The organism is Bacteroidota bacterium, assembly GCA_016706865.1.
Lineage (GTDB): Bacteria > Bacteroidota > Bacteroidia > Chitinophagales > BACL12 > UBA7236.
In genome coordinates this window covers 1,321,656-1,346,741 of record JADJIS010000002.1, presented here as the reverse complement: position 1 = coordinate 1,346,741, position 25,086 = coordinate 1,321,656, and the positions used below count along the sequence as shown (strand labels likewise).

General features: G+C 36.2%; 17 protein-coding genes. 5 read left to right on the top strand and 12 right to left on the bottom strand.

What is annotated here, in order from left to right:
* Positions 1-97 precede the first annotated feature (97 nt).
* Positions 98-1,768 (top strand): hypothetical protein, encoded by a 1,671-nt coding sequence (locus IPI31_08680; GenBank protein ID MBK7567890.1) that lies wholly within the window; start codon positions 98-100, stop codon positions 1,766-1,768.
* Positions 1,769-2,191: 423 nt separating this feature from the next.
* Here IPI31_08680 and IPI31_08675 read toward each other — a convergent pair whose 3' ends face one another.
* The 3 genes from IPI31_08675 to IPI31_08665 all read right to left on the bottom strand — a co-directional run bounded on the left by IPI31_08675 (position 2,192) and on the right by IPI31_08665 (position 5,610).
* Positions 2,192-3,646, bottom strand: a complete 1,455-nt coding sequence (locus IPI31_08675; GenBank protein ID MBK7567889.1) for a T9SS type A sorting domain-containing protein — start codon at positions 3,644-3,646, stop codon at positions 2,192-2,194.
* Positions 3,647-3,822: 176 nt separating this feature from the next.
* Entirely contained in the window at positions 3,823-4,158 is a 336-nt protein-coding gene (locus tag IPI31_08670) for a MerR family transcriptional regulator (GenBank protein MBK7567888.1), read from the bottom strand.
* 477 nt (positions 4,159-4,635) lie between these two features.
* The gene (locus tag IPI31_08665; GenBank protein MBK7567887.1) at positions 4,636-5,610 is read right to left on the bottom strand and encodes a M23 family metallopeptidase; all 975 of its coding nucleotides are present in this window, start codon (positions 5,608-5,610) and stop codon (positions 4,636-4,638) included.
* 114 nt (positions 5,611-5,724) lie between these two features.
* On the opposite strand from IPI31_08665, the gene alaS reads away from it, so the two are divergent.
* Positions 5,725-8,343, top strand: a complete 2,619-nt coding sequence (gene alaS / locus IPI31_08660) for an alanine--tRNA ligase (protein ID MBK7567886.1) — start codon at positions 5,725-5,727, stop codon at positions 8,341-8,343.
* 38 nt (positions 8,344-8,381) lie between these two features.
* Positions 8,382-9,788: a peptidoglycan DD-metalloendopeptidase family protein gene (locus IPI31_08655; protein ID MBK7567885.1), complete on the top strand. Its 1,407-nt coding sequence runs from the start codon at positions 8,382-8,384 to the stop codon at positions 9,786-9,788.
* A 65-nt stretch (positions 9,789-9,853) separates the two neighbouring features.
* On the opposite strand, the gene IPI31_08650 is transcribed toward IPI31_08655, so the two are convergent.
* The 6 genes from IPI31_08650 to IPI31_08625 all read right to left on the bottom strand — a co-directional run bounded on the left by IPI31_08650 (position 9,854) and on the right by IPI31_08625 (position 18,789).
* Positions 9,854-10,789 (bottom strand): class III cytochrome C family protein, encoded by a 936-nt coding sequence (locus IPI31_08650; protein MBK7567884.1) that lies wholly within the window; start codon positions 10,787-10,789, stop codon positions 9,854-9,856.
* Positions 10,786-11,358: a hypothetical protein gene (locus IPI31_08645; GenBank protein ID MBK7567883.1), complete on the bottom strand. Its 573-nt coding sequence runs from the start codon at positions 11,356-11,358 to the stop codon at positions 10,786-10,788. Before IPI31_08645 ends, IPI31_08650 begins: the two co-directional genes overlap by 4 nt.
* Before the next feature lie 512 nt (positions 11,359-11,870).
* Positions 11,871-15,992, bottom strand: coding sequence for a T9SS type A sorting domain-containing protein (locus tag IPI31_08640; protein ID MBK7567882.1), 4,122 nt, complete (start codon positions 15,990-15,992; stop codon positions 11,871-11,873).
* A gap of 116 nt (positions 15,993-16,108) precedes the next feature.
* A complete protein-coding gene (locus IPI31_08635) occupies positions 16,109-16,681 on the bottom strand; it encodes a T9SS type A sorting domain-containing protein (protein MBK7567881.1) in 573 nt (190 codons plus the stop codon).
* Positions 16,682-16,702: 21 nt separating this feature from the next.
* The gene (locus IPI31_08630; protein MBK7567880.1) at positions 16,703-17,512 is read right to left on the bottom strand and encodes a hypothetical protein; all 810 of its coding nucleotides are present in this window, start codon (positions 17,510-17,512) and stop codon (positions 16,703-16,705) included.
* A complete protein-coding gene (locus IPI31_08625; GenBank protein MBK7567879.1) occupies positions 17,512-18,789 on the bottom strand; it encodes a hypothetical protein in 1,278 nt (425 codons plus the stop codon). Before IPI31_08625 ends, IPI31_08630 begins: the two co-directional genes overlap by 1 nt.
* Before the next feature lie 253 nt (positions 18,790-19,042).
* Here IPI31_08625 and gatB point away from each other — a divergent pair, with 253 nt between their 5' ends.
* Positions 19,043-20,497 carry an Asp-tRNA(Asn)/Glu-tRNA(Gln) amidotransferase subunit GatB gene (gatB, locus tag IPI31_08620; GenBank protein ID MBK7567878.1) on the top strand — a complete coding sequence of 485 codons (1,455 nt, stop codon included), beginning with the start codon at positions 19,043-19,045 and terminating at the stop codon, positions 20,495-20,497.
* Positions 20,498-20,751: 254 nt separating this feature from the next.
* Complete coding sequence (locus IPI31_08615) at positions 20,752-21,888, top strand: AhpC/TSA family protein (protein ID MBK7567877.1); 1,137 nt, start codon at positions 20,752-20,754, stop codon at positions 21,886-21,888.
* A gap of 101 nt (positions 21,889-21,989) precedes the next feature.
* On the opposite strand, the gene IPI31_08610 is transcribed toward IPI31_08615, so the two are convergent.
* From IPI31_08610 to IPI31_08600, 3 genes are all read right to left on the bottom strand, one after another.
* Positions 21,990-22,142, bottom strand: coding sequence for a hypothetical protein (locus IPI31_08610; protein MBK7567876.1), 153 nt, complete (start codon positions 22,140-22,142; stop codon positions 21,990-21,992).
* 143 nt (positions 22,143-22,285) lie between these two features.
* Positions 22,286-23,371, bottom strand: a complete 1,086-nt coding sequence (locus IPI31_08605; GenBank protein MBK7567875.1) for a M42 family metallopeptidase — start codon at positions 23,369-23,371, stop codon at positions 22,286-22,288.
* Between the two features lie 54 nt (positions 23,372-23,425).
* Positions 23,426-24,967 carry an acyl-CoA carboxylase subunit beta gene (locus tag IPI31_08600; protein MBK7567874.1) on the bottom strand — a complete coding sequence of 514 codons (1,542 nt, stop codon included), beginning with the start codon at positions 24,965-24,967 and terminating at the stop codon, positions 23,426-23,428.
* Positions 24,968-25,086 lie beyond the last annotated feature (119 nt).

The following is a 25,086-nucleotide window of genomic DNA, read 5'->3' as shown; positions in this document are numbered from 1 at the left end:
CTCTGCGTTAAATTTAAAGATACAATTTCAAATGTCGTGCCTGTTGAGAAATAACACATACAAAATTAAAATAATTAAGGGTTTGAGCCTAATTTGTATGGCATTAAGCAGCTTTCGTTTGATTGCTCAAAGTGAAGTTGTTTTACCCCAATCGGGCAATACTTACATTCCGCTCAATAGTTACAGCTACCATTTGGTGGATCGCATGGACATTAAATATAAAAATGCATATCAATTTCTCAATACCTCCACAAAACCCTATTTAAGGGAAAATATCAGCGGACTTACACTTGCTTATTCGGGATATGATTCTCTTAACAAAAAAGATAAATTCAACACGAATTATTTATGTGCCGATAATGAAGAATTTTGTTTCTGCGACAAAGAAAATTATTATACCGGTTCCATTAAAAACTTTTTTTATAGAAGTCCTGCCACTTTTTATCAATATTTGACCGTTCGGGTGAATCCGGTGATACACAATTCCTTTGGATCATCCTCCGACACCAGTGGATTAAAATTTGTAAATACCCGTGGAATAGAAATAAGAGGCAGTATAGATAATAAGGTGGGATTTTATTTTTATGCCAGCGACAATCAAGCACAACTACCGCGATATGTTCAGGAGAGAACAAATGCCGCACCTCAGGTTGTTCCGGGAGAAGGCGTGGTAAAAAAATTCAAGACCACAGGAGTTGATTATTTAGTTGCACGAGGATATTTCACCTTCAATGCCACAGAACATATCGCATTTCAATTTGGTCAGGATAAAATATTTATTGGCGATGGAATTAGAAGTATGATCTGGAGCGATAACAGTAAAGATCAATTATTACTAAAAATAAATACCCGAATTGGAAGATTTAATTATCAAAACATATTTATCGAATTGGCAAATTATGATGGTTCGAATATCTACAATAGTTTAATTCAAAAAAAATATGCTACCATACATCATTTAAGTGTTCCCATTACTAAAACATTTACCCTGGGAGCCTTTGAATCAGTAATTTTTGACAGGACAGATTATTTCGGAAATGTAAAGGGATTTGAATTAAACTATCTCAACCCCATCATATTTTATCGCGCTGTGGAAAGTGGTTTGGGCAGCAGTGATAATGTTTTACTGGGATTAAACTGGAAGTGGAATTTTTTGCAGCGTTTTTCCTTTTACGGACAAGTGGTATTGGATGAATTTGTTTTCGGAGAATTGTTAGCCGGTGATGGTTGGTGGGGAAATAAATATGCCGCACAGGCAGGATTAAAATATATCGATGTATTTAATATTTCCAATCTCGATATACAATTTGAACACAATTTTGCAAAACCCTACACCTATTCCTACGACGACGAAAATGGTTCCAGTTACACGCATTATGCCCAGGCAATAGCACACCCACTCGGTGCAAATTTCAGTGAAAATATAATTTCCCTCTGGTATCAACCCATCCCAAAATTTACGATCTCCAATAATTTAATTCTATCTGCATTTGGTTCCGACACACTCACCAGTAACTGGGGCAGCAACATTTTTCTCGACTACAACACCTACGAAAATGTATATGGTAATTTCATTGGGCAAGGTGTAAAAAATACACTATTACTTAACGATCTCATCCTCTCCTTTCAATTCTGGCACAATGTATTTATCGACACACGAATTACCTATCGCAAATTAAATAATGAAATCGATCCCTATGATAGGGATGAATTTTACTTTTCTGTTGGGGTGAGGATGAATGAGGTTTTGAAGTACTTTTATTTTTGAAAGGCAAAAATGTACCGATGTACCAATGTGATAATGTACCGATGAACAGCCGCGAACTGGTCGGGATGATAATTTTAGCTTCGGAGGGGAAAATAATAATTAGCCAATTAGCCAATTAGCAAATGGAACAGCCGCGAACTGCTGGGGAGGAAAATTTTGGCTTCGGAGGGGGGAAAATAATTAGCAAATTAGCCAATTAGCAAATGGAACAGCCACGAACTGCTGGGGAGGAAAATTTTGGCTTCGAAGGGGAAAGAAACCTTGTGTCCTTTGTGTGTTCCCTTGTGACCTTTGTGGTTAATTTTTTTTTACCCAGAGAAAATGTAATTGTAAAATTAGTTTAGTATATCTAATTTCAAGGCTTACTAAAAGGCGGCTGTTCATCGGTACATCGGTACATTTTTTGGCTGTTCATCAGACCATTTAATCAGTGTATTGCAACTTCATCACTCCCAACTTAATTCCCCCATAAAATAAAGCTGCTTCATAAATTCCAGATGGGAGATTTTTGTTGTAAATATTAAACCGTATCACTTCATTTGGATTTTGCACGGATATATTAGTATAACTATCCACTAATTTTCCGTTGAGATCATAGATGTTTAAAAATAATTTTTCCCCGGGGATAATGGTAAAATTTTCAGGGATATGAATTTCTGCGGTGGCGGTGTTACTAATTGGGTTTGGGTAAATGGTAAACATTGCATTCTGAATTAAAATGGGATTTATGGAAGTAAAAGTATCTGCACAACCTGGCTCTAAGCAACCCATACTATCTAATTTTACCAGCCACATTTGTTGATTGGGTTCTCCAAGAATGTCACCCACCGCACTGCCTGAAATGATAAACCCTTTATCAGGAGTTTGTTGAACATCAAAAAAATAGGCATCATAATAATTATCGGTAGTGTAGGTTCTTTCCCAAAGAATTATACCGTTAGAATCCAACTTTGTAATAAAACCATGCAAGTTTTCTAATGAATCGGGTTTTGTTGTGCCGCAAGCTACGACGGTGCCATCAACATTTTCCCACAAATTCCATAGATCTAAAAATATAGGTTTATTTAAAAAGGTTCGCCAAATATAGTTCCCGCTTGTATCCATTTTGCCGACAAAGCGAGGATATTCAACATCACCTATATTTATTATTGTATCTATAGCTTGTTGAACAAGTATGCTTTTATTATTAATAGAAACTTTTGCATATTGATGACTATCATCAAATGGTGTTCCATAGGTTTTTGAAAAATAGGGATCTCCACTTCTGTTCGTCTTATAAATCTTACCGTCAGTAACCATGCCAGTATCGTCATAATCAACAGAACCACTAAGAAGCAGATTGCCATTTGTAAAATGGTCAACATTTAAACCAAATTCTGCATTGACTCCATTGCCAATTTTTTGTTCCCATAATGTAGTACCAAAAGTATCCAATGCAACCAGATATAAAAAAACCTCACTACCTAGAGTGTCACGTGTAGCGCCTATTAAATAAATTGTATCGTTAATTATATCGGTGTTATAAAAAGCAGTAAATCCATCCCCTTTAAATCGTTTTGTAAAAATTGTATCACACTCACCATTAAATAAATATAAGAGTCCCATAGTGCCAGTATCGGCCAAGGTGCTGCCAGCTAAAAATAAGCCGGAATGTATTTTTTTTAAAGCACCAGGTCTGCTTGCATAATACGCAGCATGCTCCTTGGAAAAATTCTTAAAAGTTAATTGATTGCCTAATGTATCTGTTTTAATTAAAAATGTAGATATATATTGAAATCCATCATAGGATTCTCCACCGCCCCCAAAAATATAATAAAAAGGTGAATCTTGTTCAATTGCATATCCCCAGGTTGAATAGGGATCTAGATTCGAGTACAATTTACTAAAAGTAATTTGCCCTTGGCATGATATACACAATGCGAGATTACTTATAACAAGGAGGCAAAATTTAAACATTTGTTATTGAATAACTATGAACTTTTTATTTAATTTACCTATAGTGAGATTTGAAATGTAAGCGATATAAACATCCTGATGTAAAATGGTATTCCTGCTCACAGCTTCTCTTTCAACTCCACCAAAAACTCCCTTATCCTTTTCAACCCTTCCACTGTCTGAAAATTATTATCTGATTTTGTTAAACCGGTTTTTAGTTTTTCCTGAGCGCCTTTTATGGTGTATTTTTTTTCTTTTAGGAGATATTTTATCATTTTGAGATTTTCGATATCTTTTTTTGCAAAATAACGATCACCTTTTTTGTTTTTTTTGAGATCGAAAACGGTGAATTCTTTTTCCCATAAACGTATTTGCGCAAAACTGATATCCAACATAGCAGAAACCTCCCCTATCGACCAGTAAACTTTTTCTATTTCCTTTTCTTTGTAAGGCATGATTAGCAGTTTGTTTTAAAGTTGAAAGGATAAGCTTTAAGAGATTACAAATATATCAAAATTAATGGGAATGAGTGATGAGGTATGAGTGATGAGTGTCGTCGGCCGGATAATTATGCTTCGAGTAGAGGTAGTGGCAGTTGGCAGTAGCAGTTGGCAGGTTGTAACATTGATGCTTGTGGCTTCGGGTGAAAATACGTTTCAGAAAATGAGTGATGAGTTATGCCCGCCCGGATGACCCGGTCGGACGGGAGTAATGAGTGTCGTCGGCCGGGTGGTTATGCTTCGGGAGATTGGGGTGAGTGGTGAATGGTGAGTAGTGAGGTCGTCGGCCGGATGATTATGCTTCGGGTATGAGGGGCTAGTGTTGAATGGATTCACGACTCACGATTCATAAAAAGAGGTCTTTTTCTAAAGTGTTTGTCGGCTGTTTAATTATCAATTGTCAATTATCAATTGTCAATTATCAATTGTCAATTAATCGTACGATTGATTTGATTTGTTCGCAAGTTCAATCATACGAAGATATTCTTCTGCGGAAAGATCGTTGTAAAAGAAGTTGATCGGATCAATTTTAATTCCGCCTTTTTCTACTTCGTAGTGGAGATGGGGAGCGGTGGATAGACCGGAATTTCCAACTTTGCCGATTAATTCTCCGCGTTTAACTTTTTGTCCGGCTTTGGCTTTAAATGCACTTAGATGTGCATATCTGGTTTTATAACCATATCCATGATCAATTACAATTACATTTCCATATCCACTCGAATTATTATCGGCCTGAATAATAGTTCCATCCGCAGTAGCAAAAACATCTGTTCCTTTTGGCGCTGTAAAATCCAAACCCTCATGAAATTTTGCGAATTTATAAATGGGGTGAATACGCCATCCGAAACCGGATGCTATTCGCTCCAGATCTTTATTGGAAACAGGTTGAATAGAAGGAGTATGTTCCAATAAATTTTCTTTATCGCTTATCAAAACTGTTATTTCATCAAATGATTTTGATTGCACTACCATTTGGCGTCTGATGAGCTCTAATTTTAATGCGGTATTTTTTAATAATTCGGCATTGTCGAGTTTATTTAAACGCTGAAAACGTTCACTTCCTCCAATACCTGCAATACGTTCATTTCTGGAAACGGGTTCTGCCTCAAAAATCACACGGTAAATATTGTCGTCGCGCATGGCTAGTTCGCCCAAAATAACACCCATGGTATCCATCTTGTTATTCATGAATTCCATTTCCAGTTCCATTTCAGCGATCTGGTTCTTGAGGTATTTTTCTTTGGGAGAATCAAAATAGGTATAGGCAAACCAAACTATAATTGTAGCAAAAACCGCCGCCGTACATACCCAGCCCGTAATGCGCATAGCCCATACCCAGCGAGGGGTAACATGCTTCTCGAAGCGCAAATTGGATGGGTTATAAAAATATTTTACCTTCTTCGCCATGCGGCTTCGATTACCTAATTTTGTGGCTTGAAAAAATAGCTGTGTGTATTGGGAGGGGACACGAAGTTAAATAAAAAACGACAAACCCAAAAACGAATCAACAATCAAGTTAGTATGACATCGCAGGAGATAAGGAGAAAATTTCTGGATTTTTTTGAAAGCAAACAGCATAAAATTGTTGCTTCAGCACCAATAGTGGTTAAAAATGACCCTACATTGATGTTTACCAATGCAGGTATGAATCAGTTCAAGGACCTCTTCCTCGGCAACAAAAAAATTGAATATCCCCGAATTGCCGATACTCAAAAATGTTTACGCGTTTCCGGAAAACACAACGATCTGGAGGAGGTGGGCGTGGATACCTATCACCACACCATGTTCGAAATGCTGGGTAACTGGAGTTTTGGCGATTATTTTAAAAAAGAAAGTATAGGTTGGGGTTGGGAATTGCTAACCGAAGTTTTTAAACTGGACAAATCAAAATTATACGTTACGGTTTTTGAGGGAGATAAAAGTGAAAACCTCGAATTTGATAGTGAAGCTTATAACGAATGGAAAAAATATATCGATCCTTCGCATATCTTAAACGGAAATAAAAAGGATAATTTTTGGGAGATGGGTGATACAGGTCCCTGTGGTCCTTGTAGTGAAATACATTACGATATGCGTTCGGAGGAAGAACGAAAAAATGTGGATGGTGCAACTTTAGTAAATACCGGAGATCCCCAGGTAATTGAGATATGGAATCACGTATTTATTCAGTTCAACAGAAAGGCAGATGGTTCGTTGGAAGAATTACCTGCAAAACATGTTGATACCGGAATGGGTTTCGAGCGATTGGTGCGTGCAATGCAAAATAAATCTTCCAATTACGATACGGATGTATTTATGCCTTTAATTAATAAGGTGGAATTGCTGAGTAATGTTAAATATGGTACCGATGAAAAAACAGATATTGCAATTCGCGTAATTTGCGATCATATACGTGCAGTCAGTTTTTGTATTGCCGACGGACAATTACCTTCCAATACAGGAGCAGGATATGTGATAAGAAGAATTTTAAGAAGGGCAATCCGTTACGGATTCAGTTTTCTGCATTTAAAGAAACCATTTTTTAATGAATTGGTGAATGTACTTGCAAATGAATTTAAAAATGTTTTCCCTGAATTATATGCGCAACGCGAACTTGTTGCAAAAGTAATTTTTGAAGAAGAAACATCTTTTTTACGCACCCTGGAAAATGGAATTAAAAGATTGGAAGATGTTCAAAGAGAATTAATTGCTTCCAATAAAAATATTATTGCGGGAGATGTTGTTTTTGAATTATATGATACTTTCGGATTTCCATATGACCTTACAGAATTGCTTGCAAGAGAAAGTGGTTTAAACATTGATAAAGCTGGCTTTGATGCAGAAATGCAAAAACAAAAAGACAGAGGCAGAAATGCTACAAGCATGGAAACCGGCGACTGGCAAGTGATACAGGAAAACAATAAAGTAAACTTTGTTGGATATACCCAATTGGAAACGGAAGCATCCATTGTGAAAATGCGTTCTGTAAAAACAAAAAATGTAACGCAATACCAGATCGTTTTAGATAAAACTCCTTTTTATGCGGAGAGTGGTGGTCAGACAGGTGATACCGGAACACTTACCATTAATGGAGATGTATTAAAGGTTGTAGATACAAAAAAAGAAAACGATCTTATCATTCATTTTACGGATAAGTTACCTGAACATCCAGATAAAAATGTAATAGCACTTGTAGATAAAAAAAGAAGAACGGATATTACTTATAATCACACAGCTACACATTTATTACATGCAGCATTAAGAACAGTTTTGGGAACACATGTACAACAAAAAGGAAGTTATGTTGGTCCCGACAGATTGCGATTCGACTTTTCCCATTTTTCAAAAATATCAGACGACGAATTAAAGGAAATTGAAAATATCATCAACAAAAAAATTCGTGAAAATATTCCTGTTATTACTAAAGTAATGCCGATAGCGGAAGCACAAAAATTAGGTGCGATGATGTTGTTCGGAGAAAAATATGGGGAAAGTGTTCGCGTGGTTATTGCAGATGAAAATTTCAGCAAAGAATTCTGCGGAGGAACGCATGTAGGAGCAACCGGTGAAATAGGATATTGTAAAATTGTTTCAGAAAGTGCGGTTGCGGCAGGCATTCGCCGTATTGAAGCAATTACCGGTGAGGTAGTTGGAAATTATATTGACGATACCCTACACACTTTAAAACAAATATCAGAAATAACTAAAGGTGCTGACCTTGTAAAAAGTGTGAGCGCATTAAGTGAAGAAAATAATTCGCTGAAAAAAGAATTAGAAAAATATCAGTCTGAAAAAATAGTGCGTTTAAAAGATAATTTATTAAAAACCATCACTGCTGTAAACGGATATAATTATATCAGTGCAAAGGTTGATCTCGACAATGCCGATCAGATAAAAAAATTAGCCTTTGACCTGCGCAATGAAACGGGAAATTTATTTTGTGTATTGGCTGCTGATCTTCAAGGGAAAGCAAATATTTCTATCATCATTAGTGATAATTTAGTGGATGAAAAAGGATATGATGCTGCTAAGATCATTCGGGAATTGGGCAAGGAAATTGATGGTGGTGGAGGCGGACAAAAATTCTTTGCAAGTGCCGGAGGTAAAAATCCGGGAGGAATTTCCACTGCTTTGGAAAAGGCAAAAACTTTTTTAATTTAATGATGTTTAAATTTATTCTAACATATAAAATCACTCTTATGAAAATAGTTACTTTTTTATTGTTATTCGTTTATGGAACACAATTTGTGGCTGCCCAAAATATTGAGCATTTTGGAGGTGGTGAATATGTTTTATCCGCAATGGATGAAATGTCTGAATTGCAGCGACAAGAGATCAAACAAATGATCAATACAAATATTCAGCTATTGATCTCTGAGGGAAAAATAAATCCCAATTATAATAAAACAGCTTCCCTCGAATTGCAGTTTCCCTTAGCATGGAACGATGGATTTACCGGATATAATTTTTATGGTATTTCTAATTATGTGGATCATAATCCTGCATTTCCTGGAGTACTCACAGATTATAATTGTGGAACTCGTACTTACGATACTGACGCCGGATATAATCATGCGGGAATAGATTATTTCTTATGGCCTTTTAGCTGGGACCTAATGGCCGAGGGTGCAGTAAAAATTGTAGCTGCAGCTCCGGGAATGATAGTATCAAAAACGGATGGGGGCTTTGATCAAAATTGTGCTTTTAATAATTCTGTTTGGAATGCAGTATATGTTCGTCACGACGATGGCTCTATTGCCTGGTATGGTCACATGAAAAATGGTTCATTAACCGATAAAGGTTTGGGTGATATGGTGGAGGCCGGCGAATTTTTAGGATTGGTTGGAAGTTCCGGAAATTCTACCGGACCACATTTACATTTTGAGGTTTATGATGCAGATGATAATTTAATTGATCCTTATGCAGGAGTGTGTAACGAATTTAATGTGGAGAGTTGGTGGGCTGATCAACCTGAATATTCAGTTCCGGTAATTAACAGAATGCAAACACATAATTTAGTTCCTGATTTTAATACCTGCCCTGAGCTTGAAGATATTAATGCAAAAAATGAATTTATCCCCGGTGATAATGCGATTTTTGCTTTTTATGCAAAGGATGTGAGTGCTACTGATCTCTGCCATTTAAAAATTGAAAGAGCTGATGGTTCCGTTTGGTATGAATGGGATTTTTATCAGCCGGGTGATTATGTTGCATCGTATTGGTATTGGACCTATTCGATACCAACGGATGTTCCCGAAGGCATGTGGACCTGGTCGTGTGAGCTTGCGGGAAATTATTATGAACACGAATTTTTAGTAGGAGATCTGCCTGCGAATGTGGAAGAAAATCATTTAATAAAAAATTTAAATACCTATATTTCAGGTGATATTTTGACTACATCCATCACAGCAAATAAATCCTTTAAAGGAAAAATTACGATCACAAATATTAACGGACAATTGATCTATAGCGAGGCTGATAATATATCCTCAGGAGTAAATGAATTTAAATTTCCATTTCAGAATTTTGCTTCAGGAATATACCTGTTGAATTTAATGGATATGGATTCCGGTGAAAACACTTCGGTGAAATTCGGATCTTATTAATCCTCTTAACTTATTTATATATTTTGCAGTTCGCTTAACTATTAATTGTAAAACGCAATGAGTGATCAGTCGTCATCATCGTCTTTTTTCTCTTTGCGTTTTCTGTTTTTTTCTTCTGATTCGATATAACCTTTAACATCCTCTGTATCTTTTTTATTCAGTTTCTTTTGATTTGAGGGTGATCTTTTTGCATCTTCTTCATCGCCGCTTTTGTGACACGAGGCGCAGTCGGTTATATTATAAATTCCTTCTTCCCGGTGTTCACTTATCATTTTTGATGCAGTATGTTCATGACATCCATAACAGGTGTATGTTGTAAAATCATTATTTGTATGACATGTATTGCACTGCACATTATGGTGGCGATCAAGAATAAAATATTTATCGTGATCGAAGGTTGCGGGAGTCCAGGCTGTGGAAGTATGACAAGTTCCGCATTTACTCTCTGTTAGTGTACTATGTAATTTATCCTTCGGTGCAGCATGGCAGGTATTACAGTTTTCTTTTTTATCGGATATTATTAAGTTGTGATCAAATGCTATTGTTTTTTCCCAATTTGTTGTAGTATGACATTTATTACAATCGGTAGAAAGTGATAAATGTAAATTGTCGGAGGGCTGCGCATGACAACTGATGCAATTTTTGATGAGTGTGCCACTTAAAAGGTCATGTTTAAAAACACTGATATCCTCTCTTGGAATTTTACCGTGATGATCTGTATGGCAAGAAATACAGGCCACATTTTTTAAGGCCTGATGGAACAAAACATTTTTTTGCATCGAATCTGTTAAACTGGTATCTCTTCCAATATCTGCCAGGGTATGACAACTGATGCATTTATTATCATCAATTCCCCAAAAAGGAGCATGACATGAAATACATTCGCTGTTGAGATCCTGGTGCGCTTCCAATAACTCACCGGGATTAATCATTGGATGTGGGAATTTATAAACTATGACCCCCATTAATACCGTAAATCCGAAAACAATAATTCTATTCATGAGCTGAATATTATAATTGTGATCAAATGAATTATTACCAGTATTGCTAATAATGCAGTAACAGGTAAATGAATCACCCTCCATTTTTTCATGAGGTCGACAGTGATACTATCGAAAAATAATTTTTTATCTGCCTCAAGCTTATCCATTCCACTACTGATCAACTCCGCCTTTTTTTCTTTTAATGTCTCTACTGCTCGTTTTAATAAAAATTTACCAATAAGTCCGCTTGCTACCGTAATAAGCATCATCAAAATTGCAAGCCAGGGCAATATTGCATTAAAATGAATACCGGCATGTACCAATATCATTATAGAACCGGCCCACGCCATATATTCATGCAGATGCAATAATTGTTTTGGAGAACCACTTGAAATTATTTTTCTTTTTCGCAAAGAATAAATAAAAGATAAAACAATAATAAAAGTACCTGCATATCCAAAAAACAATCCAAGATTTACAATATGCATACGGTGCAAAAAATAATCAATGGCAATTGCGATCAATATCATTAATGCATACCATTGAATAAAGGGAATCACATATTTGGAGAAAATAGATTCTTTCATTTTTAAAGCGACTCCATTTTATTTCTTCACACCTATGAAATATAGAACCGAATAGGTCAAAATTGAAGATTAGTTATTTGCTAAATAGTGATATAGGTCATAAAATTTATTGATAAAAGTAGCGTCGAGGGTGGATCTCATTTGGGTGAGTGGTGAGTGGTGAGTGGTGAGAATGCCTATCGTCAGCCAAGTGAGAGCCTCACTAAATGAGTAATGAGTTATGAGTAATGAGAGGGCCTATCGATAGCCGGTTGAGTTCGGTCCTGATTAATTACTCTTTACATCAAGTGAGTAGTGAGGTACTAGGTCGATAAGTGAGGCTCTCACTTTTTCAGTGAGGGTCTCACTAATGGTAATCTATAAACGGGTCTCACTAATGGTAATCTATAAACGGGTCTCACTAATGGTAATCTAAAAACGGGTCTCACTAATGTTAATTGTTAACGCCACAGATCCCGCGATTTGAGAGCCTCACTGAAAAAGTGAGACCCTCAAGTCGCTAAAGTCGTTATCTAAAATTTAACAAATTGCTGCACTTGTTTTGCTCCGGATTTATCAAAATAATAAATGAGGTAAGTTGCGGAAGCAAATTTTTCAATTGGGAGGGAGAAAGTGTTTTGTCCGGAATGTAATGTAAATTCTTGCGTCAATAAATTCCTTCCAAGCACATCCGTAATTTTAATATTTATTTTAGAATCATCGTTTGATATGATAGAAAAATTCAAATTATCGTGAACGGGATTTGGAAAAATTACAAATGCAGGATCTGCATCAATATCTACACGAATGGCAATGGTATTACTATATTCATAATCGCCATTAAAATCCACCATTCTTAATTTATAATAATTTATTCCCGCAATTGGATCATCGTCATAAAATAAATAATTTAATTCTGCATTAGAATATCCGGCAGCATCCACATTTCCCATGATGTAAAAATTAATTCCATCCGTACTTTTTTGCACTTCAAAAAAATCGGAGTTTATTTCAGATGCGGTTGTCCAGTGCAATTCATTTTCTTCGCCATTATACCAACCGGTAAAACTTAATAATTCAATGGGCAACAACAAACATTCGGGTGGAGCCAAAACAAATTCTCCTTCATCAGCTCCTATGTCAGGCGCAGTTCCTGTACCTGAATATCCTGGATTTCCTTGTCGGATAGTTCCCTCATAGTCGGTAGTGATAAGTGGAGTTGCAATATTTACTGCGTGACTTTCTGCATAATCGGGTGAACCGACCAATATCTTTAAATTATCGGGTAATATAGCACCCCCGGCAAAATTAGGGATGTCATATAAGCTGTTTAATTCTCTGTTACCACCTCCGCCAAGCGACATAAAATATTTATATGACATAATATCACTGGCTGTGAGAATATTAAAACAAGGGTCGTTATTTAAGTTATTAGGCACGCTTGTAGTTGCTCCACTGTATGCATATCCATTTTTAATTGTAGAAGTAGTTAATCCTTCCACATAAATATAATTATTTAACCCTGTATTGAGATAATAAAAATTATTATCGGATGTGGCAGAAATACTTGTGGTGGCAGGTGGTGTTCCTGCAGTTCCGGGGGTAGGTTTTCTCAGGCAGGATGCAACTCCCAAACCCACAGGATTTGCATTTACATAAATGATATTATTTCTCAGATTTAACAATCCTGCACCGTGGTAAAATCCGCATACACCAAAACCAGATCCTCCGGAAATAACTCCATTTTGGCCAAGTGCTATAGTGTTATAAAATACATTGTAGGTATTCCCTCCTGCTGCAACATAAATTCCATTTACAGCGGTATTATTTGTGCTGTTTGGAGCGTAAAGTCGTTGTATGAAGTTATTGTAAATATTATAAGTAGTTGTTCCTGAAGTTCCATATATACCGATCACAAAGTCACTAGCACTTCCGGATATTTCATTAATATTATTATTAAATATATTAAGTGTTGCTGAATTAGGAAACAAATAAATACCCACCGGATTTGTAATACCAGCAACATTTGTATGACTTACATTAGAAATATTACAAAAACTCACATTAATAATATTTCCAACGGAACCTCCACCTAAATTCAATCCCTTAATTTGTGCAGGGCTCGTTCCGGATGCTGTTATATTATCAATATTATTATTATTGCAATCTACGTTGGTCAACGAATAAATGGCAATGCCTGCAATATTGGCACTATTTCCTGTTGAAGATATTGCGCTAACATCATTATCAGAAACACTGAACGATTGATTCAGCGAAGTAGAAATAGATGCATTAGAAGCACAATTAATTCCTATTACATTGCTTGTGGAAGAAATATTGTTTACAGTATTGTTGCTTACTATTGATCCTGCAGGCATATTGTTTACCATAATTCCACTTGACCAGTTTGTTGTGCCCGAACCTGCTACAATATTAGAAACACTATTATCTGAAACTGTTTTAACTGCATTTAAATTGGTGAAATTGCAAAAAATACCACTTACATATCCAGTACTCAAATTATTTACTGTAAGATTATCAATACTATTATTTGTAATTGAAATAGAACTACCCACAGTACTACCTCCTGTGTTATTTACATATCCATATAAAGCTCCTGCAACATTTGTAGTTTTTAAATTATTATTCATTACATTTCCTGAAACTGTGGAAGTTGTAGAGTTGTTATCATCATGTATCAAATAAATGGGACTAGTGGTTGTAGTATTAAAAGTATTATTGCTTATTGTATTATTTATTATTTGATTTGATGTTGCATCAAATTCTTGTTCTATACCAATAAACAATCCCGAGGCACCCGCAGTAAATGTGCAATTTTGGATAGTATTTCCAGTAATATTAATATTTGTTGCGCCGATATTTGAATTTCCCAATTTGATTCCGGTAACCTGAGAGGTGACTGCAGCTTCCAGTAATGAAATTGTATTATTAGAAACACTAATTGATTGCAAATAATTTGTAACGGTAATTGGGCTTGAAACAAAAATGCCATACAATGTAAATCCACTTGCTGTTCCACCAAGGGAGTTATTAATATTATTATCTGAAATGGTAAGATTATTATTATAAATAGAAAAAACGCCTGAGGATCGTACGGTGCCACTTAAATTGCCGTAATTATTTATAATATTTCCATTTCCCACTATACCAACACTATTATTCTGATCGTAAAAAGTATATGGAGATACTCCATCGTTACATCCTGCTAATACAAATCCATTGTAAGCACCGGAAATCGTATTTCCATAAAAAGAATTATTATCATTTCTACCCGCAGCAGAAGAGACCGTCAGTAAAATATTTGCCGCAGTTCTCGTAGAATTTCTAACCATAACACCAACAGAACCAAATTCAAAATTAACCGGAGTAGATGTAAAAAAATTAGAATTCTTTAAAGTGATCACACAATTTCTGATGGTATTATTTCTGCTTCCATTAGTTCCTGAAACTTTATATAAAGCGTATCCAAATTCCATGGTGCCGGGAGCAGTTGCATTATTATCGGTGATATCAATTCCATCAATTGTAATATAATCACTTCCATTTAATGAAAATACGCCGTCAGGTGTGGTCATTCCAGCGGCAAGTGTTGTAGTGCCAACCCATGCATTTATTAACGGATTTGCCCCTACTCCATTTTTAATAAATGTAATATTATTCGCAGCAGTTCCTGTTTGAGTTAAATTAATTCCACCCACCGGAGCTGTTTCCGTATGTCCGGCTGCTACATTACAAATTACAGAGCAGCTAACTGTTCCGCCATTTAAAGCATTTACAAAAGAGGCTATTGTTGGATAACAAACAGAAGGCACATAATAATTTCCACAAAAGCCAACAGAAGGAAGAACAGTATAAATATAATTTGGTCCACCGTTATTGTTGATGCTAAGTGTGTTCATATCATGCACAACCTGACCATAGGTACCAACTTCCGTATTAATTGCTGCATAGGTTTTATTGCTTGTATATGCGTAATAATAAATGGTAGTTCCGGCTGCCTGACATGGTATTTCAACTGTTCCGATTGTTCCCGTTATTGGAACAGACATAAATGTGGAACTTGCAAAATTAACAGTAGTGGAATATCGTAAATAAACATATTCAGAAGCACTAAGAGTGCCACTTAAAGTAATTGTAACATAAACTGAATTTTCGGGATATACTGCTCCAATTCCGGGAGTTTGAACTACTGATGTAATAGAAACCGGGTTATAAGCGGTTTCAAGAACACCCATATATTCATCCAAAGGAACTCCTGGTGTACTGGATTCTGTGCAGTTGAAAGTATAATAATTGCCACTGGTGATAGCTGGTAAATAACCTGAACTACCCCCAAATCCAAGATTCTTCAAAGCGGATGCAGTTCCTCCAAAGGGAATAATGGTTTGATTAAATGCTAATGTGAGGCAGCATGAATATGGCCTCCATGCTGGATCATAGTCAGGAGATGCTGCGGTTCCCTCGCAAAATTCCCAATTTCTCGTTCCCGAAATCCCACTGGAAGTTGCCTGCATTCTCACCTGTCGGAAAATACCAAGGTCTGCCAGGTTATAAGTGGAGTAACTGCCGTTTTGAGCCTGTGTTCCCAATACCGTAGGCTGTGCTATTGCAACAATGGAACAACACACTAACATTATACCTAGCGAAAAATTGAGCAGCCTATTCACAATATGGCAAAAATATAAATAGAAAACTACAAATTATATTACTTTTTACCCACTATTGTTGGTTTTCACCTGCTTAAAGTGACTTATTTCAGGTGTAAAATTTGCCGTGTAATCGCATTTAGCCGATTATCTGTAACAGTTAACAGGTAATTGCCCTCAGGAAGCGGATGGAGCGTATTAAAACTTATCAAGTTTTCTCCAACAGGTAAGGTTTTTTGTTTTGAATCTATTATTTTTCCACTCAGATCAGATAAGGTAAAATTAAGATCCCCGGAAATAACCAAATTTAGTGAAATGGTAATTTCTCCCTCAAATGGATTCGGAAAAATAGAAACTGCTGTTACACCTAATGTTTCTATTGAATTTTGAAAACTTTCTTCCACCGTAACACATAGTGTTGCAACTCCACATAAATTATCGGTAACGGTAACACAATATTCTCCGGCTTCCAGTGCCGAAATATTTTGTTCTGTAGAAACATATCCGGCAGGACCCGACCAGCTGAAAGTATATGGAGCAATACCGGCACTTAATGTAAGTGTGATGGAACCATTATTTAGTCCGGGATCCGCATTTTCCACAACAGCAGTAACATCATCTGCATAAACTTTAACAGTCAGAGTGATTATTATTAAGATCAAAATTATTTTTTTCATGATATGTAATTTATCGACTAATTATTTTTGTAATAGTATTTGTGTTAATGACAGTGAAGTGTTTTCAAAAAATATATTTTTTATAAACCTGTGTGAATCAGCATCTCTATTCTCCAAGAACAAATAATTCTTTAGTTCGAAAACATCGGGAAAGTAATTTGTAATATGGGTATGGTTTGCCAAACATACTTCTTCGCCATTTGAATTGATCATACAGATATTACTATCATTAACGTACAAAATAAAATATTCCTGCGCAGTATATGGAATCATGGGAGAATCGGTCCATACATTATTTTTCCATTCCCATATTGTCAATTCATTATTAACCACAATATATTGAATAATACCGGAATCGGTGACTACAAAATCGAAAAAAAGATCATCGATATATTTATATTTTTTAAGCATATTTACCATAGGCCAATTTTCAATAATTCCGTTTTCAAATGCCCCCTGCATTAATTGTTTTGCATTGTTTTGACCTGTGTATTTTTCAAGTTTTAAAAGAGGTATCGATTTAAAAGAAGTGAGCCTTTCATTTTGTGCATATTCTGTAAAATTAATAGCATAAAGTGTGTCGTTATGTACATTCCAGGATAGTGGCAAATAGTGAATGCTTCGTCTTTTTGTGCCCACAGGAAGTGCATATTTTTGAGCACTATCCATTGGTTCAGTTATATTTCCTTTCCACAATACTCCTGTTTGACCAATGATCTCCACTGCATAAAATATACTGTCTTCAATTATAATGCGACGTTCAAATTTTCCTTGTGAAAAAAGTAATTCGCTTACAGCAACAAATAATATAATCAGAAAATATTTTTTCATTACCAGGTTTCAATATTAGAATCAAAATCTGCCATTTCGAGATCCGGAGTTGCGCGCAAAATGGTAAAATCGGGAGAGGCATCAAGATCACCATCGCCGTTTACGTCTATGCCAATACCAACTTCATCACTTGTTTCGCTTCTGCTCCAACCGCTTAAACCTCCATATTTTATATCATCAAAATTTTCATATAACACACCATAACTTCCATCATAATATTTTCCATTTACAATTGCGATCTGATGATTGCCAAAACTGGAAGCGGGATTTGTTTCTGTTTGTCCCATAACACCAATTTCATCTGTTACTTCTGCATAATCATAAATATATGCAGTATCCGCATCGTAATAATCGGGGGAATAAACATTTACATAAGGCATATCAGTACAATCGTAAGAAGGTGTTCCGAAATTCCATGTTTTCACTAAAAATCTTGAAATACTTCCGCAACCGGTTGAGGAATAATCTGCGGTGATATTCATATAATTATTTGGTTGTGAAAATCCGTGAATCTTTAAACAGGCGAGAAATAATTGCGCCCATGTATAACATTCACCATCGGCATATTTTATTAAATTGGGAAGTGTAACGTTTGGGGAAAAAATATCTTTATAATACTGCATCGGCACTCCATCCGCCCGAAAAACAGAATGATCGGTAAAATCTGTCCATATCATATCGATAAATGCGTCTTCCGTGGTTGCACCATCTGCGTTTCTGCAGGCGAGATCAAAAAGGGTGAGATAATATTTATATCCTGAGAAAGCACTCTCCGGTTTTGCTGTGTGCCATGTAACATATACGGGGCTCATACTGGTTCCGGCAAGATGCCATACAATATTATCAAAAGACCATTCCCACAAAATAGAAAAATTTTCAAAATACCTCACCTTTTCGTCCTCAAAGGTCTGATCTGCATCAGTGATCGGGTAAGAAATAATATCTCCGGAAATTAAAGCAGAATTTGCGGGGAAATCAATACCATCCGGTCCGGTGCCCCGAACAAATACTTCCGTGGGCATATTGGCACAAATGAATTGAATAACAGCTGCTGCTTGTAATACCGACCCACTTGTAAACGCCGAAGGGTTAACAGTTCCATCATCAGACCAATGTATGGCATCATCTATATAACCGGTATTATCATCCTGCCTTATTGCGTACATTTCGTCGCCGGAAAAGGTAACGGACTTTAAGATTACATTATATTCAAAATTTTGGGCGGATAAAAAACCTGTTAAACAAAGGAAAATAGAGGTTTGAAGCAGTTTATACATATTTTAATTGGTTTGCCTGGAAAATAAAAAACCGGTGTCCAGCTCCTCATCTGTCCACCGGGTACTATACATATGAAAAGAAAAATTACATTTCTTAAATGTAAGTCCGAAGATAAAAAGATTTTGGAATATTCTCAGTCTACTTGTAAAAAAAGCCATTTTTAACTTTTAGACCTGCATTTAATTAAATTTTAAGGTTTTAGGCACATAATTAAAAGAGCATGAAAGTGCAAGTGCTTATCTTTGCGAAAGTATGGAAGTATACGACAAGTATGAGGTGATCATCGGTTTAGAGGTGCATACTCAATTGCTTACCAAAACGAAGGCATATAGTGCTGATATTGCAGAATATGGAGGCTCTCCTAATACATTTGTAAGTCCTGTAACACTTGGCCATCCGGGTACTTTACCCGTTTTCAATCAAAAATGCCTGGAGTTGGGAATCCGATTAGGTCTTGCGACACACTGTTCAATCACAAGGTATAATGAATTTGCCCGCAAAAATTATTTTTATTCTGATCTTCCTAAAGGATACCAGATAACGCAGGATAAAACTCCTCTTTGTACAGGAGGATATGTACTTATAGGTGATTATGGCAAAGAGAAAAAAATTGGGATCACACGAATACATTTAGAGGAAGATGCCGGAAAAAGCATTCACGATCTGGACCCTTTTTATACTTTGGTGGACCTCAACAGAGCTGGAACACCTTTAGTGGAAATTGTAAGTGAACCTGACCTGCGAAGTGGTGATGAAGCATATGCATATTTGACAGAGGTGAGGAAATTAGTGCGCCATCTCGAAATTTGTGATGGAAATATGGAAGAAGGCAGTTTGCGTTGTGATGCAAACGTAAGTGTGATGTTAAAGGGAGCGCAACAATACGGTGTTAAGGTGGAAGTAAAAAACATGAACTCCATCAGAAATGTAAAACGCGCCATTGATTTTGAGGTTAAAAGACAAATTGATGCGATTGAGGCGGGTGAAATATTAACACAGGAAACCAGAAGTTTTGATGCGGGAAAAGGAGCTACAATTGGAATGCGCAGTAAAGAAGCGGCGCATGATTACAGGTATTTTCCGGAACCGGATCTGCAACCATTTATTGTTTCGGAAGAACAAATTGATTCTATAAAAAAATCGATGCCTCCTCTTCCGAAAGAACTTACGCATAAATATGTTGAAGTGCTTAAATTGAGTGCTTATGATGCAGAAATATTAACCAGTGAAAAGTCGTTTGCCGAATTCTTTGAAACAATAATTAACATCACAACTAATTATAAAGCAGCAGCAAACTGGATGCTTGGTCCGGTAAAAAGTTGGTTAAACGAAAATGCTTTGGATATAGATGCTTTGCCTGTTACAGCAAATCATATTGCCGACATCATTAAGTTGATTGATGAAAACAAATTGAATTTTTCTATCGCTTCACAACAATTATTTCCGGCCATTTGCGAAAATGCTGAAAAAACAGCGGAAGAAACAGCAAAAGAATTAAATCTGCTGCAAGATAATGATACGGCTGCTTTGGAAGAAATGATAGATGCTGCTTTGGCGAAGTTTCCGGATAAGGTTGCCGAATACAGAGGTGGAAAAACAGGTATTTTAGGATTATTTATGGGGGAAGTAATGAAATTAAGCAAAGGAAAAGCAGACCCCAAAATGACTTCGAAAATGCTGGAACACAAATTGACAATTGACAATTGATAATTGATAATTAAACAGCCAAAAAAATAATTGATAATTGACAATTGACAATTGATAATTAAACAGCCAAAAAAAAATTGAGAATTGAGAATTGAGAATGGAGAATGGAGAGTTGAGAATGGAGAATTAACAACCGGGTTACATTAAATAATTTGGCTTTCGAATACTAAGTCGTAGGTCTTAGGTCCTAGGTCTTATGTCCTAGGTCCTACATCAAACGAAGTTGATTAATAAAATATAAAAAAATAAATAAAATGTTTAAAAAAATAAATGTAATTCTGGTAACTCTATTATTTGTGATTGCGGGCTGTAGTGCAGAGAAGGGTTTAGCTTTTGAAATAAATGGAAAGATAACCGGCGCTGAGAATAAAAAAATTGTTTTGGAAACCATGAGTTTTCCAAATTCAGGTAATCCAAAATTCACCTTGATAGATACTGCACGAGCAGATGAGAAGGGAACTTTTAAAATAAAAAATAATTTACCTGAACGGATGATTTGCCGAATTACCATTGATGGCAATCGCCAGAATTATTATATCATTTCATTGCACGACGAAAAAATGGATTTTAATGCATCATTGGCAGAAAAAGAAAATCCGGAGGTAACGGGCTCTTCCGCTACAAATTCATTATTTGCCTTTTTAGGAACATTGCGTGAGTTTGACGCGAAGGCGATGAAACTGAACGATTCGATTATTGCCCTAAAATCGACAGGTAGGGATTCCATTGCGGAAATTGTGATCGCAGATCTGCAGGAAGATTATTATAATATTTTTAGAAACTATGTGGATTCGGCCAAAGATGTTTCCAACGCGGTATTAGCATTGGAAACTTTATTTGCAGTAGATTTTGATTACGTAAAAACTTATGCTGCAAAAGTTCAAGGGTCAGCAGATTCTAATTCGGTATATGTAAAAGAATTATCGGAAAAAATTAAGTTACAGGAAGCTACCGCTGCACAAAGTTTTATTGGAAAACCTATTATTGATATAATTCAGCCAAATGCAGAAGGTGAACAAATGAAATTGTCTGACTTAAAGGGCAAGGTTGTTCTGATAGATTTCTGGGCAAGTTGGTGTGCACCCTGCAGAGCAGAAAATCCGAATTTAGTGAAAGTATATAATCTATATAAAGATGATGGATTTACTGTTTATAGTGTTTCTCTTGACACTGATAAAAAGAAATGGATTGATGCAGTGCAAAAAGATGGTTTAACCTGGAAAAATCACGTTGCACTATTTGATTCGAATAATAACAAAGCTGCCAGCGATTATCGTATTACGGGAATTCCAATGTCGTTTTTGGTTAATAGAGAGGGAATTATTGTTGCAGAAAATTTACGTGGAGCAAAATTGGAACAAATGGTAAAGGAAACGTTAATGGATAATTGATCAGAGCCTTATCTTATTTTTTTTTTAGTGATCATTGAATTAAAAAAACATATTTTGATTTTTTAATTTGGCTGTTCAGATTCCAGGTTAAATTCCTGACTTCAGTCTTTTTTATTTTCTTTATTATCGGAGGATTTGTTGGCTTCCTCATCCTTCTTTTTGCGGCGATAAGCTATAATCACAATTGTAATAGCTGCTATAACCGGCAATGAAACAAAAATGATAAATACCAAGGCTATGGTTGAAATTTGCATAGTTGAAGTTTAAAATTCAAATGTAATAGTATCAAGTTTTAGGTGTGATCAATATGACCTTTTTTAATTTGATATTGTTTTAAACTAACCCTGAGGGCAATCAAACGCTAAATATTTTCGCAGGGTATTTAAAATTTTTGTTTTTACATATATTTAAAATTGAACCCGGGTTTTAATTTAATCAGCGTGTGATATATAAGTTGTATTACCTGTTCCACATCATTTTTATGCACACATTCCACTGTTGTATGCATATAGCGCAAAGGCAGTGCTATGAGGCAGGTTGGCACTCCGCCATTTGAATATGCAAATGCATCAGTATCAGTTCCGGTTGAACGTGAGGCCACATCCCGTTGAAAAGATATTTTATTTTCTGCCGCAACATCCGAAACTAATTTTAATAATTTATTATGTACCGCAGGTCCTTTTGTGAGTGCGGGACCCGAGCCCAATTTCAAATCTCCTTCCAGGTTTTTGGAGATCATTGGAGTGTTGGAATCATGTGTAACATCGGTAATGATAGCAACATTTGGTTTAATGTTATGCGCCATCATTTCGGCACCACGTAATCCTACTTCCTCCTGAACAGAATTAACAATATATAAGGCATAAGGTAATTTGATCTTATTTTGTTTTAACAATCGCGCAACCTGAGCTATCATAAATCCTCCGATGCGATTATCCAATGCACGGCCCACATAATATTTATCATTCAATTCAAAAAAATCATCATCAAAGGTAATTGCATCACCAATTTTAATTCCTAAACTTTCCACTTCCTTTTTTGAAGTACAACCACAATCTAAAAATATATTCTTTAATTCCGGTGCCTCTTCTTTTCCTCTTCTGGTATGAATTGCAGGCCATCCAAATATTGCTTTTACAATGCCTTTATCGGTATAAATGTTTACGCGTTTGCTCGGTGCAATTACGTAATCACTTCCACCAATTCTTTCTACATAAATAAAACCATCTTCAGTAATATAATGCACCGACCAGCCTATTTCATCAGCATGTGCTTCAATAACTACTTTAAATTCTGCATCAGGATTTATTATCGCCGCAACGGAACCATAATTGTCGACAAAATGTGTATCGGTATACTGTTTAATATAATCCAACCAAATTTTTTGCCCTGCAACCTCATGGCCTGTTGGCGAAGGATTATTGATATATTTAGAAAGAAATTCTACTTCTGTTTTTCCTATGATCTTTTTCTTTTGCGACATGGTTATTGTTTGGTAATTTGATAATTTGGTAATTTATTAATTGCAAAAAAAGGATCACAATGGAATATTACCGTGTTTTTTCTTTGGCAATTTAGCTACTTTATTTTTAAGCATATCCAATGCTTTCATAATTTTTATTCTGGTTTCGGAAGGAACTATCACTTCGTCCACAAAACCTCTATAAGCAGCGCGGTAAGGGTCGGCAAATTTATTGGTGTATTCGTCAATTTTTTCCTGTAAGGCTGCTTCTTTATTTTCCGCTTCTTCTATTTCTTTTTTAAATATGATCTCCGCTGCTCCTTTTGCACCCATAACTGCTATTTCGGCGCTGGGCCATGCAAAATTCATATCGGCACCAATGTGTTTGCTATTCATTACATCATAAGCGCCACCATAAGCTTTTCTTGTAATTACTGTGATGCGCGGAACAGTAGCCTCACTAAATGCATATAATAATTTTGCACCGTTGGTAATTATGGCTCTCCATTCCTGATCGGTACCAGGTAAAAATCCGGGAACATCCTCAAATACGATCAATGGAATATTAAAACAATCGCAAAAACGCACAAATCTGGCTGCCTTTTTACTGGATTCAATATCGAGAACTCCAGCCAGAATAGCAGGTTGATTTGCAACAATTCCAATGCTTTTGCCACCAATTCTCGCAAATCCCACCACAATATTTTCTGCATAATTCTGATGCACCTCAAAAAATGTATCCGAATCCATGGTTTCAGAGATCACATCACGAATATCGTAGGGTTGATTGGGGTTATCAGGTAGAATGGTATTTAGTTTAGGACGCAGTTCATCTCCCCCCACATATTGCACTAAAGGCGTTTCCTCCTCACAATTTTGAGGCATATAACTGAGCAATAAACGAATTTTTTTAAGACAGTCGAGCCCATTGGTAGTGGCAAAATGGGCTACTCCGCTTTTTGTTGAGTGTGTAGTCGCACCACCCAATTCTTCACTTGTAACCTCCTCATGGGTAACTGTTTTCACAACATTGGGACCCGTAACGAACATGTAGGATGTTTTTTCCACCATTAAAATAAAATCGGTAATGGCGGGTGAATACACTGCACCACCGGCGCATGGGCCCATAATTGCAGAAATCTGTGGAATTACCCCACTGGCAATCGTATTTCTGTAAAATAGGTCTGCATAACCTCCGAGAGAATTCACTCCTTCTTGTATCCTGGCGCCTCCGCTGTCGTTTAAACCAATAACCGGAGCACCATTTTGCATAGCAAGATCCATAATCCGACAGATCTTTTCAGCGTGTGTTTCACTCAGACTGCCACCAAAAACGGTGAAATCCTGAGCATACACATAGGTGAGTCTTCCATTTATCTTTCCATAACCGGTGATAACACCATCACCATAAAATCGTTGCTTTTCCATTCCAAAATCGTGACTGCGATGCATCACCAATTGCCCAATTTCCTCAAAACTGCCTTCATCCATTAACAACTGCACCCTTTCACGTGCGGTGAGTTTTCCCTTTTTATGCTGCTGGTCAATACGCACAGATCCACCACCTAACAGGGCTTCTGCCTTCTTTTTTTGCAGTCTTTCGATCTTTTTCTCCACAACTTTATTCTTTTTTACCGGTTTGAGGGCGAAAAATACTAAACCTTGCTTAGATATTCCATGATAAATGAATATTTGGTGCTATTTATATCCTACCGAAGGGAATCAAACTTATTGTG